The 21,404-nt window shown below is 46.9% G+C and carries 18 protein-coding genes and 4 tRNA genes; 20 read left to right on the top strand and 2 right to left on the bottom strand.

Annotated features, from left to right (window positions below; all coding sequences use genetic code 11):
* Positions 1-50: 50 nt before the first annotated feature.
* On the bottom strand, positions 51-272 hold the full coding sequence (locus DBY90_RS07940) for a hypothetical protein (protein WP_049331412.1): 222 nt from the start codon (positions 270-272) through the stop codon (positions 51-53).
* Positions 273-553: 281 nt separating this feature from the next.
* Between DBY90_RS07940 and rsmD the strand changes: the two genes are divergently transcribed.
* The 20 genes from rsmD to rpsJ all read left to right on the top strand — a co-directional run bounded on the left by rsmD (position 554) and on the right by rpsJ (position 20,244).
* Positions 554-1,120 (top strand): 16S rRNA (guanine(966)-N(2))-methyltransferase RsmD, encoded by a 567-nt coding sequence (rsmD, locus tag DBY90_RS07930; RefSeq protein ID WP_070492517.1) that lies wholly within the window; start codon positions 554-556, stop codon positions 1,118-1,120.
* A gap of 121 nt (positions 1,121-1,241) precedes the next feature.
* Positions 1,242-1,493 carry a YfhL family 4Fe-4S dicluster ferredoxin gene (locus DBY90_RS07925; RefSeq protein ID WP_003679513.1) on the top strand — a complete coding sequence of 84 codons (252 nt, stop codon included), beginning with the start codon at positions 1,242-1,244 and terminating at the stop codon, positions 1,491-1,493.
* 99 nt (positions 1,494-1,592) lie between these two features.
* Positions 1,593-1,676 (top strand) — tRNA-Tyr (locus tag DBY90_RS07920).
* Between the two features lie 36 nt (positions 1,677-1,712).
* A tRNA-Gly gene (locus DBY90_RS07915) sits at positions 1,713-1,786 on the top strand.
* An 11-nt stretch (positions 1,787-1,797) separates the two neighbouring features.
* Positions 1,798-1,872: transfer RNA gene (locus DBY90_RS07910), tRNA-Thr, on the top strand.
* Positions 1,873-1,912: 40 nt separating this feature from the next.
* Positions 1,913-3,097 (top strand): elongation factor Tu, encoded by a 1,185-nt coding sequence (tuf, locus tag DBY90_RS07905; RefSeq protein WP_041961236.1) that lies wholly within the window; start codon positions 1,913-1,915, stop codon positions 3,095-3,097.
* A 6-nt stretch (positions 3,098-3,103) separates the two neighbouring features.
* Positions 3,104-3,179: transfer RNA gene (locus DBY90_RS07900), tRNA-Trp, on the top strand.
* 119 nt (positions 3,180-3,298) lie between these two features.
* Positions 3,299-3,571 (top strand): preprotein translocase subunit SecE, encoded by a 273-nt coding sequence (secE, locus tag DBY90_RS07895; protein WP_003742644.1) that lies wholly within the window; start codon positions 3,299-3,301, stop codon positions 3,569-3,571.
* A 2-nt stretch (positions 3,572-3,573) separates the two neighbouring features.
* Positions 3,574-4,107 (top strand): transcription termination/antitermination protein NusG, encoded by a 534-nt coding sequence (gene nusG / locus DBY90_RS07890; RefSeq protein ID WP_003760509.1) that lies wholly within the window; start codon positions 3,574-3,576, stop codon positions 4,105-4,107.
* 105 nt (positions 4,108-4,212) lie between these two features.
* Entirely contained in the window at positions 4,213-4,647 is a 435-nt protein-coding gene (rplK, locus tag DBY90_RS07885; protein WP_002220151.1) for a 50S ribosomal protein L11, read from the top strand.
* Complete coding sequence (rplA, locus tag DBY90_RS07880) at positions 4,647-5,342, top strand: 50S ribosomal protein L1 (RefSeq protein ID WP_003742647.1); 696 nt, start codon at positions 4,647-4,649, stop codon at positions 5,340-5,342. The genes rplK and rplA overlap by 1 nt, the downstream gene beginning before the upstream one ends.
* Positions 5,343-5,568: 226 nt before the next feature.
* Positions 5,569-6,069 carry a 50S ribosomal protein L10 gene (gene rplJ / locus DBY90_RS07870; protein WP_003760504.1) on the top strand — a complete coding sequence of 167 codons (501 nt, stop codon included), beginning with the start codon at positions 5,569-5,571 and terminating at the stop codon, positions 6,067-6,069.
* 58 nt (positions 6,070-6,127) lie between these two features.
* Entirely contained in the window at positions 6,128-6,499 is a 372-nt protein-coding gene (rplL, locus tag DBY90_RS07865; protein WP_003742649.1) for a 50S ribosomal protein L7/L12, read from the top strand.
* Positions 6,500-6,689: 190 nt separating this feature from the next.
* A complete protein-coding gene (gene rpoB, locus DBY90_RS07860; RefSeq protein ID WP_070491699.1) occupies positions 6,690-10,868 on the top strand; it encodes a DNA-directed RNA polymerase subunit beta in 4,179 nt (1,392 codons plus the stop codon).
* Positions 10,869-11,030: 162 nt separating this feature from the next.
* A complete protein-coding gene (gene rpoC / locus DBY90_RS07850; RefSeq protein ID WP_070491701.1) occupies positions 11,031-15,206 on the top strand; it encodes a DNA-directed RNA polymerase subunit beta' in 4,176 nt (1,391 codons plus the stop codon).
* 351 nt (positions 15,207-15,557) lie between these two features.
* On the top strand, positions 15,558-15,929 hold the full coding sequence (gene rpsL, locus DBY90_RS07845) for a 30S ribosomal protein S12 (protein WP_002218431.1): 372 nt from the start codon (positions 15,558-15,560) through the stop codon (positions 15,927-15,929).
* Between the two features lie 117 nt (positions 15,930-16,046).
* Positions 16,047-16,517 (top strand): 30S ribosomal protein S7, encoded by a 471-nt coding sequence (rpsG, locus tag DBY90_RS07840; RefSeq protein ID WP_003745196.1) that lies wholly within the window; start codon positions 16,047-16,049, stop codon positions 16,515-16,517.
* A gap of 18 nt (positions 16,518-16,535) precedes the next feature.
* On the top strand, positions 16,536-18,641 hold the full coding sequence (gene fusA, locus DBY90_RS07835; RefSeq protein WP_013448215.1) for an elongation factor G: 2,106 nt from the start codon (positions 16,536-16,538) through the stop codon (positions 18,639-18,641).
* An 89-nt stretch (positions 18,642-18,730) separates the two neighbouring features.
* A complete protein-coding gene (gene tuf / locus DBY90_RS07830; protein WP_041961236.1) occupies positions 18,731-19,915 on the top strand; it encodes an elongation factor Tu in 1,185 nt (394 codons plus the stop codon).
* Between the two features lie 17 nt (positions 19,916-19,932).
* A complete protein-coding gene (gene rpsJ / locus DBY90_RS07825; RefSeq protein ID WP_002642322.1) occupies positions 19,933-20,244 on the top strand; it encodes a 30S ribosomal protein S10 in 312 nt (103 codons plus the stop codon).
* Positions 20,245-20,557: 313 nt separating this feature from the next.
* Here rpsJ and DBY90_RS07820 read toward each other — a convergent pair whose 3' ends face one another.
* Positions 20,558-21,364, bottom strand: a complete 807-nt coding sequence (locus DBY90_RS07820; RefSeq protein ID WP_107986946.1) for an integrase core domain-containing protein — start codon at positions 21,362-21,364, stop codon at positions 20,558-20,560.
* Positions 21,365-21,404: the final 40 nt, after the last annotated feature.

Here is a 21,404-nt window from a genome sequence, read left to right as displayed (position 1 = left end):
TCGTCTGAAAAAATTTTCAGACGACCTTTTCAGTCTTATTAAGAAAGGACTCAACGTCTCGCGAAAACCAACGTGGCAAGAAAGAACAAACTGACTATCAAAGCGACAGTTTTGCCAATCAAGGGCAGACAAAAGACGAACCAAAGCAGACCGCGTCCCAAGTTCGGTATCAATCCCAAGTGGCGGTAATATTCATCAAAAAAATGGGCGTGGGCGGTGAAGGCAATCACACCGCTGATATAAACACCCAAAATAATTTTCCAAAGTGGCATTGTCAGCCATCCATATTTTCATTAAGTATTATGGCAAATAGACTGAAAAAGCGGTGGGAAAGTTCTAATGGCAAACGTAAGCGACCTTTTTATTTGAGGAAATATTTTATAATTTATAAAATTTTGTAAGTTTACCATCATAAAAAATAAATTTTTGCGATGGGTAGATTTGTTTTCATGCGGCCTTAAATGAAAAAACGCTGCGGTATAATGGCTGCTTTGTCATTCTTTAAGAGGTCGTCTGAAACTGTCGGACGATTCGTTTTAATTTCGTTTTAATTATGAGCAAACACAGCAAACATTCAAATCAAGTCCGCATCATCGGCGGACAATGCAGGGGGCGGAAATTGGTTTTTGCAGATGCAGACGGTCTGCGTCCGACGCCTGACAGTGTCCGCGAAAAACTGTTTAATTGGCTCGGTCAGGATTTGACCGGTATGAATGTGTTGGACTTGTTTGCAGGAAGCGGTGCGCTAGGATTTGAAGCTGCGTCCCGTAACGCGAAAAGGGCAGTGCTGGCGGATAATAATCGTAAAACTGCCGATATGCTGCGGCAAAACGCCAAAGTATTGGGTTTGGATAAGCTGGAAATCCTTAATGTCGATGGTCTTGCGTATTTGCAGAGGTCGTCTGAAAAGTTTGATGTGGTCTTTTTGGATCCGCCGTTTGCGTGGCAGGGTTGGGAAAATTTGTTTACTTCTTTGAAAAACAGCTTGAAAAACGGGGCAATGGTCTATATTGAAGCAGGGGAACTGCCCGATTTTCCCGAGTGGTTGGAGCTTTATCGCGAAGGACAGGCGGGCAAGAGCAGTTTTGTGCTTTTGCAATTTGTCCAAGTAGCTGAATAGTAAGAGATTTGAGAATCATTACCAGGGTGTAAACATTCGCCTAAACGGATTGTTTTTGACGCGTTTGTGCTATAATCCGCGCCCAATCGGTTTTGATAATTTAAATGAAAAAGGAAAAGAAATGTCGCTCTTTATTACAGATGAGTGCATTAACTGTGATGTTTGCGAGCCGGAGTGCCCCAATGACGCCATCTCGCAAGGTGAAGAAATCTACGAAATTAATCCTAATTTGTGTACGCAATGTGTAGGTCATTACGATGAGCCGCAATGCCAGCAGGTATGTCCTGTAGACTGCATCCTGATTGATGAAGAGCATCCGGAGACGCATGAAGAGCTGATGGCAAAATACGAAAAAATCATTCAGTTCAAATAAATTCTTTTTTAAAGCAATAAATTGAGTGATTTTTAAAAAACAAAATTAAAAAAGAGCTTGACGAAAAGCTGAGGCGCTAATAAACTTGCGTTCTCTTTTGGTGGGATTCCCGAGCGGTCAAAGGGGGCAGACTGTAAATCTGTTGCGAGAGCTTCGAAGGTTCGAATCCTTCTCCCACCACCAAATTCCAATGTGTTGGAGCATTGATGCAGTAAGTCTGCGGGTGTAGCTCAATGGTAGAGCAGAAGCCTTCCAAGCTTACGGTGAGGGTTCGATTCCCTTCACCCGCTCCAATAGTCTATTGGCCCATGTAGCTCAGGGGTAGAGCACTCCCTTGGTAAGGGAGAGGCCGGCAGTTCAAATCTGCCCATGGGCACCAAATACCATTTTCTCAGTATTTTAAAGATAGGAAATTTGCCATGGCAAAGGAAAAATTTGAACGTAGCAAACCGCACGTAAACGTTGGCACCATCGGTCACGTTGACCATGGTAAAACCACTCTGACTGCTGCTTTGACTACTATTTTGGCTAAAAAATTCGGTGGTGCTGCAAAAGCCTACGACCAAATCGACAACGCTCCCGAAGAAAAAGCCCGCGGTATTACCATTAATACCTCACACGTAGAATACGAAACCGAAACCCGCCACTACGCACACGTAGACTGCCCGGGTCACGCTGACTACGTTAAAAACATGATTACCGGTGCCGCACAAATGGACGGCGCAATCCTGGTATGTTCAGCTGCTGACGGCCCTATGCCGCAAACTCGCGAACACATCCTGTTGGCCCGCCAAGTGGGCGTACCTTACATCATCGTGTTCATGAACAAATGCGACATGGTTGACGATGCCGAGCTGTTGGAATTGGTTGAAATGGAAATCCGTGACTTGCTGTCAAGCTACGACTTCCCTGGTGACGACTGCCCGATCGTACAAGGTTCTGCACTGAAAGCCTTGGAAGGCGACGCTGCTTACGAAGAAAAAATCTTCGAACTGGCTGCTGCATTGGACAGCTACATCCCGACTCCTGAGCGTGCCGTGGACAAACCGTTCCTGTTGCCTATCGAAGACGTATTCTCTATCTCCGGTCGTGGTACAGTAGTAACCGGCCGTGTAGAGCGCGGTGTTATCCACGTTGGTGACGAGATCGAAATCGTAGGTCTGAAAGAAACCCAAAAAACCACTTGTACCGGTGTTGAGATGTTCCGCAAACTGCTGGACGAAGGTCAGGCGGGTGACAACGTAGGCGTATTGTTGCGCGGTACCAAACGTGAAGAAGTGGAACGCGGTCAAGTATTGGCTAAACCGGGTACCATCACTCCGCACACCAAATTCAAAGCAGAAGTTTACGTATTGAGCAAAGAAGAGGGTGGTCGTCATACTCCGTTCTTCGCTAACTACCGTCCACAATTCTACTTCCGTACTACCGACGTAACCGGTGCGGTTACTTTGGAAGAAGGCGTAGAAATGGTTATGCCTGGTGAGAACGTGGCTATCACTGTAGAACTGATTGCACCTATCGCTATGGAAGAAGGTCTGCGCTTTGCAATTCGCGAAGGTGGTCGTACCGTAGGTGCGGGCGTGGTTTCTTCTGTTATCGCTTAAGTTTAGAGGCCAATAGCTCAATTGGTAGAGTATCGGTCTCCAAAACCGAGGGTTGGGGGTTCGAGACCCTCTTGGCCTGCCAAATAAAAAATTAACCGGCCCTGTGCCGGTTAATTTTTTTGCATTTCTTTTTTAGTAATTAATTTAAACCATTGCATGAGTGAGGTAGTGCGACTTTGATGCTGTGGTAAGTGAGTAAAGATGACTGAACATACATCTGAACATAAAGCAGAAAAGTCGGGTCAGCTTGTAACGTCCGGCAATCATTCTACGCCACCTAAGCGAGAAGGGCTGCTTTCCTATTTTAGAAACTCATGGTCTGAGTTTAAAAAAGTTGTTTGGCCTGCGCGAGATGATGCAGTTAAGATGACGATTTTCGTTGTCATATTTGTTTCAATCTTGGCAGTATTTATTTATGCGGCAGACAGTGCTATTTCATGGCTGTTTTTTGATGTGTTGTTGAAGAGGGGGTAAAAATGTCAAAACGTTGGTATGTTGTGCAGGCTTATTCCGGCTTTGAGAAAAATGTCCAAAAGACATTAAAAGAGCGCATTGCTCGCGAAGGTATGGAAGGTTATTTCGGTCAGATCCTTGTTCCTGTTGAAGAAGTGGTCGATATTAAAAATGGTCGAAAAACCATTAGTGAGCGTAAGTTTTATCCAGGCTATGTCTTGGTCGAAATGGAAATGACTGATGACTCATGGCATTTGGTGAAAAGCACCCCCCGTGTTTCAGGTTTTATTGGTGGTACGGCAAATAAGCCTACTCCGATTTCTCAAAGAGAAGCTGATGCAATCTTGCAACAGGTTCGTTCTGGAGTTGAGAAGCCTAAACCTAAGGTTGAATTTGAAGTTGGACAGCAAGTTCGTGTGAACGAAGGGCCTTTTGCTGACTTCAATGGTATTGTAGATGAAGTAAATTATGAGCGTAATAAATTGAGAGTTTCTGTTCAGATTTTTGGTCGTGAAACCCCGGTTGAGCTAGAGTTTGGTCAAGTGGAAAAGATTTAAGTTTTTAAATCTCTTGAAAAAAAATCTCTAAACAAATATAATATTGAATTCTTTTTGGGAAGCGGAAATGGTTCCGCGCTATACCCGTTTTTAGGAGTCCTATAAGTGGCAAAGAAAATTATCGGCTACATCAAACTGCAAATTCCTGCAGGTAAAGCCAATCCATCTCCCCCAGTTGGTCCTGCTTTGGGTCAACGTGGTCTGAATATTATGGAATTCTGTAAAGCATTTAATGCTGCAACTCAAGGCATGGAGCCTGGTTTGCCGATTCCAGTTGTCATTACTGCATTTGCGGATAAATCATTCACTTTTGTGATGAAAACTCCTCCGGCTTCTATTCTGTTGAAAAAAGCTGCTGGTCTGCAAAAAGGTAGTTCTAATCCTCTGACAAATAAAGTGGGTAAATTGACCCGTGCTCAGTTGGAAGAAATTGCTAAAACTAAAGAACCCGATTTGACTGCAGCTGATTTGGATGCTGCTGTTCGCACTATTGCTGGTTCTGCTCGCTCAATGGGCTTGGATGTGGAGGGTGTTGTATAATGGCTAAAGTATCTAAACGCTTGAAAGCTTTGCGCTCTTCTGTTGAAGCCAATAAATTATATGCAATTGATGAAGCAATTGCTTTGGTCAAAAAAGCAGCGACTGCTAAATTTGACGAGTCTGTTGACGTATCTTTCAACTTAGGTGTTGATCCGCGTAAATCTGACCAAGTTATCCGTGGTTCAGTTGTTCTGCCTAAAGGTACTGGTAAAACAACTCGCGTAGCAGTATTTACTCAAGGTGCAAATGCTGATGCCGCTAAAGAAGCTGGTGCTGATGTTGTTGGCTTTGAAGATTTGGCAGCTGAGATCAAAGCAGGTAACCTGAACTTTGATGTCGTTATTGCTTCTCCTGATGCAATGCGCATTGTTGGTCAGTTGGGTACTATCTTGGGTCCGCGTGGTTTGATGCCAAACCCTAAAGTGGGCACTGTTACTCCTAATGTGGCTGAAGCAGTTAAAAATGCAAAAGCAGGTCAAGTGCAATACCGTACAGATAAAGCTGGTATCGTTCATGCAACTATCGGTCGTGCTTCGTTCGCTGAAGCTGATTTGAAAGAGAACTTTGATGCATTGCTGGACGCTATCGTTAAAGCTAAACCCGCTGCTGCTAAAGGTCAGTACCTGAAAAAAGTTGCTGTATCCAGCACTATGGGTTTAGGTGTTCGCGTTGATACGTCAAGCGTGAATAACTAATCTAAGAAATTTTCAAGCAACTCTATTTTGAGTTGCTTGAATTTGGGCTACTTAGAATTAAGTAGATGTCCAAGACCGTAGGGATCGCAAGATTTAATCGTAACTGCCCTACGCAGACGGTAGTCCTGAAACACATTGCAAGATTGTTTGCAAGATGTCTTTTTAGGTTACCGCGCTGGTGGGATATCATTCCGGTATCCTGTTTATAAACAGTGGGAGGTAGACCTTGAGTCTCAATATTGAAACCAAGAAAGTAGCCGTAGAGGAAATCAGCGCAGCAATTGCTAACGCTCAGACTCTTGTGGTTGCTGAATATCGCGGTATCAGTGTTTCCAGTATGACAGAGCTTCGCGCTAATGCGCGTAAAGAAGGCGTTTACTTGCGCGTTCTGAAAAACACATTGGCTCGTCGTGCAGTAGAAGGTACTTCATTCGCAGCTTTGGCTGATCAAATGGTTGGTCCGTTGGTTTATGCTGCTTCTGAAGATGCTGTTGCTGCTGCTAAAGTGCTGCACCAATTCGCGAAAAAAGATGACAAAATTGTAGTTAAAGCCGGTTCTTACAATGGTGAAGTGATGAATGCTGCTCAGGTTGCTGAGTTGGCTTCTATTCCGAGCCGCGAAGAGCTGTTGTCCAAACTGTTGTTCGTTATGCAAGCTCCTGTATCAGGCTTTGCACGCGGTTTGGCTGCTTTGGCAGAGAAAAAAGCAGGCGAAGAGGCCGCTTAATCAATTTTGTTTCTGTTAATCAATTATTTTTTAATACAATATTTGGAGTATAAATAGCATGGCTATTACTAAAGAAGACATTTTGGAAGCAGTTGGTTCTTTGACCGTAATGGAATTGAACGACTTGGTTAAAGCTTTTGAAGAAAAATTCGGTGTTTCTGCTGCTGCAGTTGCAGTTGCAGGTCCTGCAGGTGGTGGTGCAGCTGCTGCTGAAGAAAAAACTGAATTTGACGTAGTATTAGCTTCTGCCGGTGACCAAAAAGTTGGCGTGATTAAAGTAGTTCGCGCAATTACTGGTCTGGGTCTGAAAGAAGCTAAAGACATCGTTGATGGTGCACCTAAAACTCTTAAAGAAGGTGTTTCTAAAGCTGAAGCTGAAGACATCCAAAAACAATTGGAAGAAGCCGGCGCTAAAGTCGAAATCAAATAATTTGATGCTTCCTGTGAAGGCTGGCAGTTTTCTGCCAGCCTTATTTTGCTTGTTGTTATTAGGTTAATAGGTTATTTACATTTATTTGCAATTTATTCGCTAGTTAAGTTTAAATAAATGTAAATAACACACAAACAATTGGCGTTATTTCAGACGACCTCTTTCTTTAAAATTGCTTTTCGGAGTGTATATGAACTATTCGTTTACCGAGAAAAAACGTATCCGTAAGAGTTTTGCAAAACGAGAGAACGTATTGGACGTTCCCTTTTTGTTGGCAACACAAATTGATTCTTATGCGAAATTTCTGCAATTAGAAAATGCTTTTGATCAGCGCACTGACGATGGTCTGCAGGCTGCATTTAATTCTATTTTCCCTATCGTAAGCCACAACGGTTATGCGCGTCTGGAGTTTGTGCATTACACGTTGGGTGAGCCTTTGTTCGATATTCCTGAATGTCAATTGCGAGGAATCACTTATGCCGCCCCCCTGCGCGCGCGTATCCGATTGGTTATTTTAGACAAGGAAGCGTCTAAACCGACAGTCAAAGAAGTTCGTGAAAATGAAGTATACATGGGCGAAATCCCATTGATGACTCCAAGCGGTTCGTTTGTCATTAATGGTACCGAGCGTGTGATTGTTTCTCAGTTGCATCGTTCTCCCGGTGTGTTCTTTGAGCATGACCGTGGTAAAACCCATTCCTCCGGTAAATTATTGTTCTCTGCCCGAATCATTCCTTACCGTGGTTCGTGGTTGGATTTCGAATTTGACCCGAAAGATTTGCTGTATTTCCGCATCGACCGTCGCCGTAAAATGCCGGTTACGATTTTGTTGAAGGCTTTGGGCTACAACAATGAGCAGATCTTGGATATTTTCTACGATAAAGAAACGTTCTATCTGTCTGAAAATGGTGTTCAAACCGATTTGGTTGTAGGTCGTCTGAAAGGTGAAACTGCCAAAGTTGATATCTTGGATAAAGAGGGCAACGTATTGGTTGCTAAAGGTAAACGCATTACCGCAAAAAATGTCCGTGATATTAGCAATGCGGGATTAACCCGTTTGGATGTGGAGCCGGAAAGCTTGATTGGCAAAGCTTTGGCCGCGGATTTGATTGATCCTGAAACGGGTGAAGTATTGGCTGTGGCCAACGATGAAATCACTGAAGAGTTGTTGGCAAAATTTGATATCCATGGTGTAAAACAGCTTACTACGCTTTACATTAATGAATTGGATCAGGGTGGCTATATTTCCAATACTCTGCGCACTGATGAGACTGCTGATCAGCAAGCAGCGCGTGTTGCGATTTACCGCATGATGCGCCCGGGCGAGCCGCCTACCGAGGAAGCTGTCGAGCAATTGTTTAACCGCTTGTTCTTCAGTGAGGACAGCTACGATTTGTCTCGCGTAGGCCGTATGAAATTCAATACGCGTACTTATGAGCAAAAATTGTCTGAAGTACAACAGCAGTCTTGGTATGGCCGTTTGTTGAACGAAACTTTCGCAGGTGCTGCCGAAAAAGGCGGTTATGTTCTGAGCGTCGAAGATATTGTTGCCTCAATTGCTACTTTGGTTGAATTGCGTAACGGTCATGGCGAAGTGGACGATATTGACCACTTGGGCAACCGTCGTGTGCGTTCGGTAGGTGAGTTGACTGAAAATCAATTCCGCAGTGGTTTGGCTCGTGTGGAACGTGCCGTAAAAGAACGCTTGAATCAGGCAGAATCAGAAAACTTAATGCCGCATGATTTGATTAATGCGAAACCTGTTTCTGCTGCCATCAAAGAATTCTTCGGCTCAAGCCAATTGAGTCAGTTTATGGATCAGACTAACCCCTTGTCTGAAGTAACCCATAAACGCCGTGTATCTGCGTTAGGCCCGGGTGGTTTGACTCGTGAACGTGCCGGTTTCGAGGTGCGAGACGTGCATCCGACCCACTATGGCCGCGTATGTCCGATTGAAACGCCTGAAGGTCCGAACATCGGTTTGATTAACTCATTGTCCGTTTATGCGCGTACCAATGATTATGGTTTCTTGGAAACTCCTTACCGCCGCGTTATCGACGGCAAAGTAACTGAGGAAATCGATTACTTGTCTGCCATTGAAGAAGGCCGCTATGTGATTGCTCAGGCGAATGCTGATTTGGACAAAGACGGTAATTTGATTGGTGACCTGGTAACTTGTCGTGAAAAAGGCGAAACCATTATGGCAACGCCTGACCGTGTGCAATATATGGACGTGGCAACCGGTCAAGTGGTATCCGTAGCGGCATCCCTGATTCCGTTCTTGGAGCACGATGATGCGAACCGTGCATTGATGGGTGCCAACATGCAACGTCAGGCCGTACCGTGCCTGCGTCCTGAAAAACCGATGGTTGGTACCGGTATTGAGCGTTCAGTTGCCGTTGACTCTGCTACTGCAATCGTTGCCCGTCGCGGCGGTGTGGTTGAGTATGTCGATGCCAACCGTGTTGTGATTCGTGTTCATGACGATGAAGCGACTGCCGGTGAAGTAGGTGTCGATATTTACAACTTGGTGAAATTCACCCGTTCTAACCAATCTACCAATATCAACCAACGTCCTGCGGTCAAAGCTGGCGATGTTTTGCAACGCGGCGATTTGATTGCTGACGGTGCATCCACTGATTTGGGCGAATTGGCCTTGGGTCAAAACATGACCATCGCCTTCATGCCATGGAACGGTTATAACTATGAAGACTCGATTCTGATTTCCGAAAAAGTAGCTGCGGACGACCGCTATACTTCGATTCACATTGAGGAATTGAATGTCGTTGCCCGCGATACCAAGCTGGGTGCGGAAGATATTACCCGCGATATTCCGAACTTGTCCGAGCGTATGCAAAACCGTTTGGACGAATCAGGTATCGTTTACATCGGTGCGGAAGTCGAAGCAGGCGATGTGTTGGTAGGTAAAGTAACGCCTAAAGGCGAAACCCAACTGACTCCGGAAGAAAAACTGTTGCGCGCCATCTTCGGCGAAAAAGCATCCGACGTAAAAGACACCTCTTTGCGTATGCCTACTGGTATGAGCGGTACGGTTATCGACGTTCAAGTCTTTACCCGTGAAGGCATCCAACGCGACAAACGTGCCCAATCCATTATTGATTCCGAGCTGAAACGTTACCGTCAAGACTTGGGCGACCAGTTGCGTATTTTTGATAACGACGCATTCGACCGTATTGAGCGTATGATTGTCGGCCAAAAAGCCAATGGCGGTCCGATGAAGCTGGCCAAAGGCAGCGAAATTTCGACAGAATATCTGGCGGGTCTGCCTAGCAAACACGATTGGTTCGATATCCGTTTGTCTGATGAAGACCTGGCCAAACAATTAGAACTGATTAAATTGAGTCTGCAACAAAAACGCGAAGAAGCGGACGAGTTGTACGAAATCAAGAAGAAAAAACTGACTCAAGGCGACGAATTGCAGCCTGGCGTACAAAAAATGGTGAAAGTCTTTATCGCCATCAAACGCCGTCTGCAAGCCGGTGACAAAATGGCAGGCCGCCACGGTAACAAAGGTGTGGTATCTCGCATTCTGCCTGTGGAAGACATGCCGTACATGGCGGACGGTCGTCCTGTGGACATCGTACTGAACCCGTTGGGCGTACCTTCCCGTATGAACATCGGTCAGATTTTGGAAGTTCACTTGGGGTGGGCGGCAAAAGGTATCGGCGAACGTATCGACCGTATGCTGAAAGAGCAACGCAAAGCCAGCGAGCTGCGCGAGTTCTTGAACAAACTCTACAACGGCAGCGGTAAGAAAGAAGATTTGGATGCCCTGACTGATGAAGAAATCATCGAACTGGCTTCCAACCTGCGTAAAGGCGCATCTTTTGCATCGCCGGTGTTTGACGGTGCGAAAGAATCCGAAATCCGCGAAATGCTGAACTTGGCTTATCCGAGCGATGATCCTGAAGTCGAAAAACTGGGCTTTAACGACAGCAAAACCCAAATCACGCTGTATGACGGACGCTCTGGCGAACCGTTTGACCGCAAGGTAACAGTAGGTGTGATGCACTATCTGAAACTGCACCACTTGGTTGATGAAAAAATGCACGCGCGTTCTACCGGTCCGTACAGTCTGGTTACTCAACAGCCTCTGGGCGGTAAGGCTCAGTTCGGTGGCCAACGTTTCGGTGAGATGGAGGTTTGGGCGCTGGAAGCATACGGCGCAGCCTACACACTGCAAGAGATGTTGACCGTGAAGTCCGACGACGTAACAGGCCGTACCAAAATGTACGAGAACATTGTCAAAGGCGAACACAAAATCGATGCCGGTATGCCTGAGTCCTTCAACGTATTGGTTAAAGAGATTCGCTCACTGGGCTTGGATATCGATTTGGAACGTTACTAAACAGAAATTTTCAGACGACCTCTCTAGGTCGTCTGAAAAAGCGGTTGCAGAATTAAGAATGAATCGGAATCTGAACATATCAGGTCGTCTGAAACCGCAACGTACCGTTTCTAATATCGAAAATCCGCCACGCGGTAAAAATACTTCCTTCAAGGAGCAAAAATGAATTTGTTGAACTTATTTAATCCGTTGCAAACTGCCGGCATGGAAGAAGAGTTTGATGCCATCAAAATCGGCATTGCTTCTCCCGAAACCATCCGTTCATGGTCTTACGGCGAAGTTAAAAAGCCTGAAACCATCAACTATCGTACGTTCAAACCTGAGCGTGACGGTCTGTTCTGCGCCAAAATCTTTGGTCCGGTCAAAGACTACGAATGCTTGTGCGGGAAATATAAACGCTTGAAATTTAAAGGTGTAACCTGTGAAAAATGTGGCGTGGAAGTGACTTTGTCCAAAGTACGCCGCGAACGCATGGGTCATATCGAATTGGCCGCACCTGTTGCACATATTTGGTTCTTGAAATCCCTGCCTTCTCGTTTGGGTATGGTGTTGGACATGACTTTGCGCGACATCGAGCGCGTATTGTACTTTGAAGCATTTGTTGTGACCGACCCCGGCATGACTCCGCTGCAACGCCGTCAATTGTTGACTGAAGATGACTACTACAACAAACTGGACGAATACGGCGACGATTTCGATGCCAAAATGGGTGCAGAAGGTATCCGCGAATTGTTGCGCACCTTGGATGTGGCAGGCGAAATCGAAATCCTGCGCCAAGAGCTTGAGTCGACCGGTTCTGATACCAAAATCAAAAAAATCGCTAAACGCTTGAAAGTATTGGAAGCCTTCCATCGTTCCGGTATGAAACTGGAGTGGATGATTATGGACGTGCTGCCGGTATTGCCGCCTGATTTGCGTCCTCTGGTTCCGTTGGATGGCGGTCGTTTTGCCACTTCCGATTTGAACGATTTGTACCGTCGCGTCATCAACCGTAACAACCGTCTGAAACGCTTGCTGGAACTGCACGCTCCTGACATCATTGTCCGCAACGAAAAACGTATGTTGCAAGAAGCGGTTGACTCGCTGTTGGATAACGGCCGTCGCGGTAAAGCCATGACCGGCGCCAACAAACGTCCGCTGAAATCGTTGGCCGACATGATTAAAGGTAAGGGCGGTCGTTTCCGTCAAAACCTGCTGGGTAAACGTGTGGACTACTCCGGTCGTTCCGTGATTACCGTAGGTCCATACCTGCGTCTGCACCAATGCGGTCTGCCGAAAAAAATGGCTTTGGAACTGTTCAAACCGTTCATTTTCCATAAACTGGAAAAACAAGGTCTGGCCTCTACTGTTAAAGCAGCGAAAAAATTGGTAGAACAAGAAGTACCGGAAGTATGGGACATCTTGGAAGAAGTCATTCGCGAACATCCTATTATGCTGAACCGTGCGCCGACCCTGCACCGTTTGGGTATTCAAGCGTTTGAACCTATCCTGATTGAAGGTAAAGCCATTCAGTTGCATCCGTTGGTATGTGCCGCGTTTAACGCCGACTTTGACGGTGACCAAATGGCGGTACACGTTCCATTGAGCCTGGAAGCACAAATGGAAGCGCGCACCCTGATGCTGGCTTCAAACAACGTATTGTCTCCTGCAAACGGTGAACCGATTATCGTACCTTCCCAAGACATCGTATTGGGTCTGTACTACATGACCCGCGACCGCATCAATGCCAAAGGTGAGGGCAGTCTGTTTGCTGATGTGAAAGAAGTGCATCGTGCATACCATACCAAACAGGTTGAGCTGGGTACGAAAATTACCGTACGTCTGCGCGAATGGGTGAAAAACGAAGCTGGCGAATTCGAACCAGTCGTTACCCGTTACGAAACGACTGTCGGTCGTGCATTGTTGAGCGAAATCCTGCCTAAAGGCCTGCCGTTCGAATACATCAACAAAGCGCTGAAGAAAAAAGAAATTTCCAAGCTGATTAACGCATCGTTCCGTCTGTGCGGCTTGCGCGATACGGTTATCTTCGCCGACCACTTGATGTATACCGGTTTCGGATTCGCAGCCAAAGGCGGTATTTCCATTGCTGTTGACGACATGGAGATTCCGAAAGAAAAAGCGGCCTTGTTGGCTGAAGCCAATGCCGAGGTTAAAGAAATCGAAGACCAATACCGTCAAGGTTTGGTAACCAACGGCGAACGCTACAATAAAGTGGTGGATATTTGGGGTCGTGCTGGCGATAAAATCGCTAAAGCGATGATGGATAACTTGTCCAAACAAAAAGTTATCGACCGTGACGGCAACGAAGTCGATCAAGAGTCATTCAACTCTATCTATATGATGGCCGACTCCGGTGCTCGTGGTTCTGCGGCTCAGATTAAACAGTTGTCCGGTATGCGTGGCTTGATGGCAAAACCAGACGGCTCGATTATTGAAACGCCGATTACCTCAAACTTCCGCGAAGGTCTGACCGTATTGCAATACTTTATTGCGACCCACGGTGCGCGTAAGGGTTTGGCGGATACCGCATTGAAAACTGCGAACTCCGGTTACCTGACCCGTCGTCTGGTAGACGTAACTCAAGACTTGGTCGTTGTTGAAGACGATTGTGGTACTTCAGACGGCTTTGTCATGAAGGCAGTCGTACAAGGTGGTGATGTGATTGAAGCATTGCGCGATCGTATTTTGGGTCGTGTTACCGCGTCTGACGTTGTCGATCCGTCAAGTGGCGAGACCTTGGTTGAAGCTGGTACGTTGTTGACTGAAAAACTGGTGGATATGATTGACCAATCCGGTGTCGATGAAGTCAAAGTCCGTACCCCAATTACTTGTAAAACCCGTCATGGCTTGTGTGCGCACTGTTACGGTCGCGACTTGGCCCGAGGCAAATTGGTTAATGCCGGTGAGGCAGTCGGCGTGATTGCCGCTCAGTCTATCGGTGAGCCGGGTACCCAGTTGACCATGCGTACGTTCCACATCGGTGGTGCGGCATCCCGTGCGGCAGCAGCCAGCCAAGTTGAAGCCAAATCCAACGGTACGGCACGATTCAGCAGCCAAATGCGTTATGTTGCCAACAACAAAGGCGAATTGGTTGTCATCGGACGCTCTTGCGAAGTCGTTATTCATGATGACATCGGCCGTGAACGTGAGCGCCACAAAGTGCCTTACGGTGCTATCTTGATGGTTCAAGACGGTGAAGCCATCAAAGCCGGTCAAACGTTGGCAACCTGGGATCCGCATACCCGTCCGATGATTACCGAACACGCAGGTTGGGTGAAATTCGAAAACGTGGAAGAGGGTGTAACCGTTGCTAAACAAACTGACGATGTAACCGGTTTGTCCACTTTGGTGGTTATTGACGGCAAACGCCGCTCCAGCAGCGCATCCAAACTGCTGCGTCCGACTGTGAAACTGTTGGATGAAAACGGTCTGGAAATCTGCATCCCGGGTACTTCCACTCCGGTATCTATGGCATTCCCAGTGGGCGCAGTGATTACCGTACGCGAAGATCAGGAAATCGGTAAAGGTGACGTATTGGCGCGTATCCCGCAAGCCTCTTCCAAAACCCGCGACATTACCGGTGGTCTGCCGCGCGTTGCCGAGCTGTTTGAAGCACGCGTGCCGAAAGATGCAGGTATGCTGGCAGAAATTACCGGTACCGTTTCCTTCGGTAAAGAGACCAAAGGCAAGCAACGTCTGATTATCACTGACGTGGACGGCGTAGCATACGAGACTTTGATTTCCAAAGAGAAACAAATTCTGGTACACGACGGTCAAGTGGTAAACCGCGGCGAAACCATCGTCGACGGAGCTGTTGATCCGCATGATATTCTGCGTTTGCAAGGTATCGAAGCACTGGCACGCTACATTGTCCAAGAGGTGCAAGAGGTTTACCGTCTGCAAGGTGTGAAGATTTCCGATAAGCACATCGAAGTCATCATCCGTCAGATGCTGCGCCGTGTGAATATTGTCGATTCAGGCGAAACTGAATTCATTACCGGCGAACAAGTGGAACGTGGCGATGTCATGGCAGCCAATGAAAAAGCATTGGAAGAAGGTAAAGAGCCGGCACGTTACGAAAACGTATTGTTGGGTATTACCAAAGCCTCTCTGTCTACCGACAGCTTCATTTCTGCCGCATCCTTCCAAGAAACGACCCGCGTTCTGACCGAGGCTGCCATCATGGGCAAACAGGATGAGTTGCGTGGTTTGAAAGAAAACGTAATCGTAGGTCGTCTGATTCCTGCCGGTACCGGGTTGACTTATCACCGCAGCCGCCGCCAGCAATGGCAGGAAGTAGAGCAAGAAACTTCCGAAATTAACGCAGCAGATGAATAATCCGTAGGATATTTGTTTGAAAGAAAACCGCAAGCCAACACAGCTTGCGGTTTTCTTTTTCAGATGACCCGTGTGGCTTGCCAAGGTTGTCGTGAAAAGTACGGGAGGAAGGGGGCCCTTAAAGAGTTGCAAACCGACTTATTTTTGATAAAGGTCGTCTGAAATAGGGAGCGCAGAGTTTGAGAACTCTTTATCCATTTCAGACGACCTCAGTTGCTAAATAGTTCTTAGTAAATACAAAATACCAACTTTTATCCGCTGTTTGCTTGACTAAACTCTTGCAATAAAAATATAATTCCACTCTTGCCGACATGGTGTCGGCAAGTATTTAACTCAACAGGACGAGAAAATATGCCAACTATCAACCAATTGGTACGCAAAGGCCGTCAAAAGCCTGTGTACGTAAACAAAGTGCCTGCACTGGAGGCTTGCCCGCAAAAACGCGGTGTATGCACCCGTGTATACACAACTACCCCTAAAAAACCTAACTCTGCATTGCGTAAAGTATGTAAAGTTCGCCTGACCAACGGTTTTGAAGTCATTTCATACATCGGTGGTGAAGGTCACAACCTGCAAGAGCACAGTGTCGTACTGATTCGCGGCGGTCGTGTAAAAGACTTGCCGGGTGTACGTTACCACACTGTACGCGGTTCCTTGGATACTGCAGGTGTTAAAGATCGTAAACAAGCCCGTTCTAAATACGGTGCTAAGCGTCCTAAATAATTGCAGGGACTTAAATAGGCACGTCGGCCGCCTAAGCTGAACAACGGCCGAGTAAGTGAATGCTCTTTTGGGTATTCATGGGAATTGACCCAACTGAATAGATTAAAGGAAATTAAAATGCCAAGACGTAGAGAAGTCCCCAAGCGCGATGTGTTGCCTGATCCTAAATTCGGCAGCGTCGAGCTGACTAAATTCATGAACGTATTGATGATTGACGGTAAAAAATCCGTTGCTGAACGTATCGTTTACGGTGCGCTGGAGCAAATCGAGAAAAAAACCGGCAAAGCAGCAATCGAAGTATTCAACGAAGCCATTGCAAACGCCAAACCTATCGTGGAAGTGAAAAGCCGCCGTGTAGGTGGTGCAAACTACCAAGTTCCTGTTGAGGTTCGTCCTTCACGCCGTCTGGCTCTTGCAATGCGCTGGGTTCGCGATGCGGCCCGCAAACGTGGTGAGAAATCCATGGACCTGCGTTTGGCAGGCGAATTGATTGATGCGTCTGAAGGTCGCGGCGGTGCGTTGAAAAAACGTGAAGAAGTACACCGCATGGCTGAAGCCAACAAAGCATTCTCTCACTTCCGTTTCTAATTTTGAAAGGCTAATAAAATGGCTCGTAAGACCCCGATCAGCCTGTACCGCAACATCGGTATTTCCGCCCATATTGACGCGGGTAAAACCACTACTACAGAACGTATTTTGTTCTATACCGGTTTGACTCACAAGTTGGGTGAAGTACATGACGGCGCGGCTACTACCGACTACATGGAACAAGAGCAAGAGCGTGGTATTACCATTACCTCTGCTGCCGTAACTTCCTACTGGTCCGGTATGGCGAAACAATTCCCTGAACACCGTTTCAACATCATCGATACCCCAGGACACGTTGACTTTACCGTAGAAGTAGAGCGTTCTATGCGTGTATTGGATGGTGCGGTAATGGTTTACTGCGCGGTGGGTGGTGTTCAACCTCAATCCGAAACCGTATGGCGTCAAGCTAACAAATACCAAGTACCACGCTTGGCATTTGTAAATAAAATGGACCGTCAAGGTGCCAACTTCTTCCGCGTTGTCGAGCAAATGAAAACCCGTTTGCGCGCAAACCCTGTACCTATCGTAATCCCGGTTGGTGCAGAAGATAGCTTTACCGGTGTTGTCGATCTGTTGAAAATGAAATCTATCATTTGGAATGAAGCCGATAAAGGTACAACCTTTACCTATGGCGATATTCCTGCCGAATTGGTTGAAACTGCCGAAGAATGGCGTCAAAACATGATTGAAGCCGCAGCAGAAGCCAGCGAAGAATTGATGGATAAATACTTGGGCGGTGATGAGCTGACTGAGGAAGAAATCGTAGGCGCATTGCGTCAACGTACTCTGGCAGGCGAAATCCAACCGATGTTGTGTGGTTCTGCATTTAAAAACAAAGGTGTTCAACGTATGTTGGATGCAGTTGTAGAATTGCTGCCTGCTCCTACCGATATTCCTCCGGTCCAAGGTGTTAATCCTAACACTGAAGAAGCCGACAGCCGTCAAGCCAGCGATGAAGAGAAATTCTCCGCATTGGCGTTCAAAATGTTGAACGATAAATACGTTGGTCAGCTGACTTTCATCCGCGTTTACTCTGGCGTAGTGAAATCCGGTGATACTGTATTGAACTCTGTAAAAGGTACTCGCGAACGTATCGGTCGTTTGGTACAAATGACTGCTGCAGACCGTACTGAAATTGAAGAAGTACGCGCTGGCGACATCGCAGCTGCCATCGGTCTGAAAGACGTTACTACCGGTGAAACCCTGTGTGCAGAAAATGCACCGATTATCTTGGAACGTATGGAATTCCCCGAGCCGGTAATCCATATTGCCGTTGAGCCGAAAACCAAAGCCGACCAAGAGAAAATGGGTATTGCCCTGAATCGCCTGGCTAAAGAAGACCCTTCTTTCCGTGTCCGTACGGATGAAGAGTCCGGTCAAACCATTATTTCCGGTATGGGCGAATTGCACTTGGAAATTATTGTTGACCGTATGAAACGCGAATTCGGAGTGGAAGCGAATATCGGTGCGCCTCAAGTGGCTTACCGCGAAACCATCCGTAAAGAAGTTGAAGCTGAATACAAACACGCTAAACAATCCGGTGGTAAAGGTCAATACGGTCACGTTGTGATCAAAATGGAACCTATGGAGCCGGGTGGTGCAGGCTACGAATTTATTGACGAAATTAAAGGTGGTGTGATTCCTCGCGAATTCATTCCGTCTGTCGATAAAGGTATCCGCGATACCCTGCCTAACGGTATCGTTGCAGGCTACCCTGTGGTTGACGTACGCGTACGTTTGATCTTCGGTTCTTCACACGACGTTGACTCCTCTCAACTGGCGTTCGAATTGGCAGCTTCTCAAGCCTTCAAAGAAGGTATGCGTAAAGCCAATCCTGCTCTGCTTGAGCCGATCATGGCAGTTGAAGTGGAAACCCCTGAAGAATACATGGGTGATGTAATGGGCGACTTGAACCGTCGTCGCGGCGTTGTATTGGGTATGGATGATGACGGTATCGGTGGTAAGAAAGTTCGCGCCGAAGTACCTCTGGCAGAAATGTTCGGTTATTCTACCGACCTGCGTTCTGCAACCCAAGGTCGCGCTACTTACTCTATGGAGTTCAAGAAATATTCTGAAGCTCCTGCCCACGTAGCTGCTGCTGTAACTGAAGCCCGTAAAGGCTAATCAGGCAAAATAGGTCGTCTGAAAGGCTGAAATGATTTTTCAGACGACCTCTGTTCTTTAATCGATCTTTAATGTAAAGGAATTAGCTCATGGCTAAGGAAAAATTTGAACGTAGCAAACCGCACGTAAACGTTGGCACCATCGGTCACGTTGACCATGGTAAAACCACTCTGACTGCTGCTTTGACTACTATTTTGGCTAAAAAATTCGGTGGTGCTGCAAAAGCCTACGACCAAATCGACAACGCTCCCGAAGAAAAAGCCCGCGGTATTACCATTAATACCTCACACGTAGAATACGAAACCGAAACCCGCCACTACGCACACGTAGACTGCCCGGGTCACGCTGACTACGTTAAAAACATGATTACCGGTGCCGCACAAATGGACGGCGCAATCCTGGTATGTTCAGCTGCTGACGGCCCTATGCCGCAAACTCGCGAACACATCCTGTTGGCCCGCCAAGTGGGCGTACCTTACATCATCGTGTTCATGAACAAATGCGACATGGTTGACGATGCCGAGCTGTTGGAATTGGTTGAAATGGAAATCCGTGACTTGCTGTCAAGCTACGACTTCCCTGGTGACGACTGCCCGATCGTACAAGGTTCTGCACTGAAAGCCTTGGAAGGCGACGCTGCTTACGAAGAAAAAATCTTCGAACTGGCTGCTGCATTGGACAGCTACATCCCGACTCCTGAGCGTGCCGTGGACAAACCGTTCCTGTTGCCTATCGAAGACGTATTCTCTATCTCCGGTCGTGGTACAGTAGTAACCGGCCGTGTAGAGCGCGGTGTTATCCACGTTGGTGACGAGATCGAAATCGTAGGTCTGAAAGAAACCCAAAAAACCACTTGTACCGGTGTTGAGATGTTCCGCAAACTGCTGGACGAAGGTCAGGCGGGTGACAACGTAGGCGTATTGTTGCGCGGTACCAAACGTGAAGAAGTGGAACGCGGTCAAGTATTGGCTAAACCGGGTACCATCACTCCGCACACCAAATTCAAAGCAGAAGTTTACGTATTGAGCAAAGAAGAGGGTGGTCGTCATACTCCGTTCTTCGCTAACTACCGTCCACAATTCTACTTCCGTACTACCGACGTAACCGGTGCGGTTACTTTGGAAGAAGGCGTAGAAATGGTTATGCCTGGTGAGAACGTGGCTATCACTGTAGAACTGATTGCACCTATCGCTATGGAAGAAGGTCTGCGCTTTGCAATTCGCGAAGGTGGTCGTACCGTAGGTGCGGGCGTGGTTTCTTCTGTTATCGCTTAATTGAAGGATATTGATAAATGGCAAACCAAAAAATCCGTATCCGCCTGAAAGCTTATGATTACAGCCTGATTGACCGTTCTGCTCAAGAAATCGTTGAAACTGCAAAACGTACCGGCGCCGTTGTAAAAGGTCCGATTCCGTTGCCGACTAAAATCGAGCGTTTCAACATTCTGCGTTCTCCACACGTGAACAAAACTTCTCGTGAACAATTGGAAATCCGCACCCACTTGCGCCTGATGGACATCGTGGACTGGACTGACAAAACTACCGACGCACTGATGAAACTGGACTTGCCAGCCGGTGTTGATGTAGAAATTAAAGTTCAATAATTGTTGCTTTTATGAAACCGAACGGGTATCCCGTTCGGTTTTTTGTTATTCATGTGTGTTGTAAAAATTAACATCACTGTTACACTTTCCGTTTTGTTTGAAGATCTGATTGGGAAGTGATTCGGTATTATCAAGAATGTCGATAGACGTAGGAAACACGCTCTGTTCTTGACAACGCTGGATAGTTATTTAAAGAAACATTTAAGCAAAAACAAAAGCTGTTTGAGGTAGAAAAAAAGTATAAACAATATGACAATTTCCTATATCTAAGGTCGTCTGAAAACCATTTATATGTAGGAAAACGTCGCGTTGTTTACACCACAGGTTGAGAAAAATAAGCCTGCAAGACCTCAAACGGCGTATCGCCGTTCAAACTGCGGTGCGGTATCACAGTGTTATAGAAATTAACAAAGCGGCACAACTCCTTTCGCCGGTGTTCCGGACTGTCAAACAACTGTTTCTCATGCCACATCTCCATCAGGGTGCGGATAACCCGTTCCGCCTTACCGTTGGTCTGCGGACGGGCAACCCGGGTAAACTTTTGACCAATCCCGTTCTCATAACAGGCTACACCGAAAGCATGGTTGGCCGAGCCTTTATATTCCGTACCGTTGTCGGAGTAAACGCACTCAATCAGGTATGGGCAGGGATCAATCAGGTGTTCAGTCAGAAACTTGGCGGCACTGTCTGCGGTTTTGTCCGGCAAAATGGCGGCGTATAGCTCCCTTGAGAAATCGTCGATGGCGACAAACAAGTAATCCCGCTTATCGGCGGCTTTCTGCCCTTTGAGCAGCGGCAGCCGTTTGGTATCGAGATGTACCAGCTCTCCGGGGTAGGATTTATTGTAGCGTTTGGCCTGCCTTTTAAGTTTTTCCTGAATGCCGCGTTCTACCTTGGCCAGGCGTTTCATTCCGTACTTTGCCTGTTTGAAACGGTTGTTGGTACTGGTTTGGGGTTTGAGCAGTCTGCCTCTTGCGGCTTTAAGTGCGCGGTAAATGGTGACGCGGCTGACTTGGTAGCGGCGTGCCAGGGAGGTGACGCTTTCCTTCTCCTGCGTGTAGGCCAGCCAAATGGCTTGTCGGTGGTGCGGGGTGAGACGGGTGTTTTTGTGCATGTTCATGTTTCAGTATTCTCCTGGAAATACTGTAAACAACGCTACT

This window comes from Neisseria mucosa (genome assembly GCF_003044445.1).
GTDB lineage: Bacteria > Pseudomonadota > Gammaproteobacteria > Burkholderiales > Neisseriaceae > Neisseria > Neisseria mucosa_A.
This window is presented reverse-complemented; position numbering and strand designations above follow the sequence as displayed.

Excerpts from the sequence above, each read along its gene's own strand:
- DBY90_RS07940 (WP_049331412.1), bottom strand. The coding sequence starts at position 272 with ATGCCACTTTGGAAAATTATTTTGGGTGTTTATATCAGCGGTGTGATT.
- rsmD (WP_070492517.1), top strand. The coding sequence starts at position 554 with ATGAGCAAACACAGCAAACATTCAAATCAAGTCCGCATCATCGGCGGA.
- DBY90_RS07925 (WP_003679513.1), top strand. The coding sequence starts at position 1,242 with ATGTCGCTCTTTATTACAGATGAGTGCATTAACTGTGATGTTTGCGAG.
- tuf (WP_041961236.1), top strand. The coding sequence starts at position 1,913 with ATGGCAAAGGAAAAATTTGAACGTAGCAAACCGCACGTAAACGTTGGC.
- secE (WP_003742644.1), top strand. The coding sequence starts at position 3,299 with ATGACTGAACATACATCTGAACATAAAGCAGAAAAGTCGGGTCAGCTT.
- nusG (WP_003760509.1), top strand. The coding sequence starts at position 3,574 with ATGTCAAAACGTTGGTATGTTGTGCAGGCTTATTCCGGCTTTGAGAAA.
- rplA (WP_003742647.1), top strand. The coding sequence starts at position 4,647 with ATGGCTAAAGTATCTAAACGCTTGAAAGCTTTGCGCTCTTCTGTTGAA.
- rplL (WP_003742649.1), top strand. The coding sequence starts at position 6,128 with ATGGCTATTACTAAAGAAGACATTTTGGAAGCAGTTGGTTCTTTGACC.
- rpoB (WP_070491699.1), top strand. The coding sequence starts at position 6,690 with ATGAACTATTCGTTTACCGAGAAAAAACGTATCCGTAAGAGTTTTGCA.
- rpoC (WP_070491701.1), top strand. The coding sequence starts at position 11,031 with ATGAATTTGTTGAACTTATTTAATCCGTTGCAAACTGCCGGCATGGAA.
- rpsL (WP_002218431.1), top strand. The coding sequence starts at position 15,558 with ATGCCAACTATCAACCAATTGGTACGCAAAGGCCGTCAAAAGCCTGTG.
- rpsG (WP_003745196.1), top strand. The coding sequence starts at position 16,047 with ATGCCAAGACGTAGAGAAGTCCCCAAGCGCGATGTGTTGCCTGATCCT.
- fusA (WP_013448215.1), top strand. The coding sequence starts at position 16,536 with ATGGCTCGTAAGACCCCGATCAGCCTGTACCGCAACATCGGTATTTCC.
- tuf (WP_041961236.1), top strand. The coding sequence starts at position 18,731 with ATGGCTAAGGAAAAATTTGAACGTAGCAAACCGCACGTAAACGTTGGC.
- rpsJ (WP_002642322.1), top strand. The coding sequence starts at position 19,933 with ATGGCAAACCAAAAAATCCGTATCCGCCTGAAAGCTTATGATTACAGC.
- DBY90_RS07820 (WP_107986946.1), bottom strand. The coding sequence starts at position 21,364 with ATGAACATGCACAAAAACACCCGTCTCACCCCGCACCACCGACAAGCC.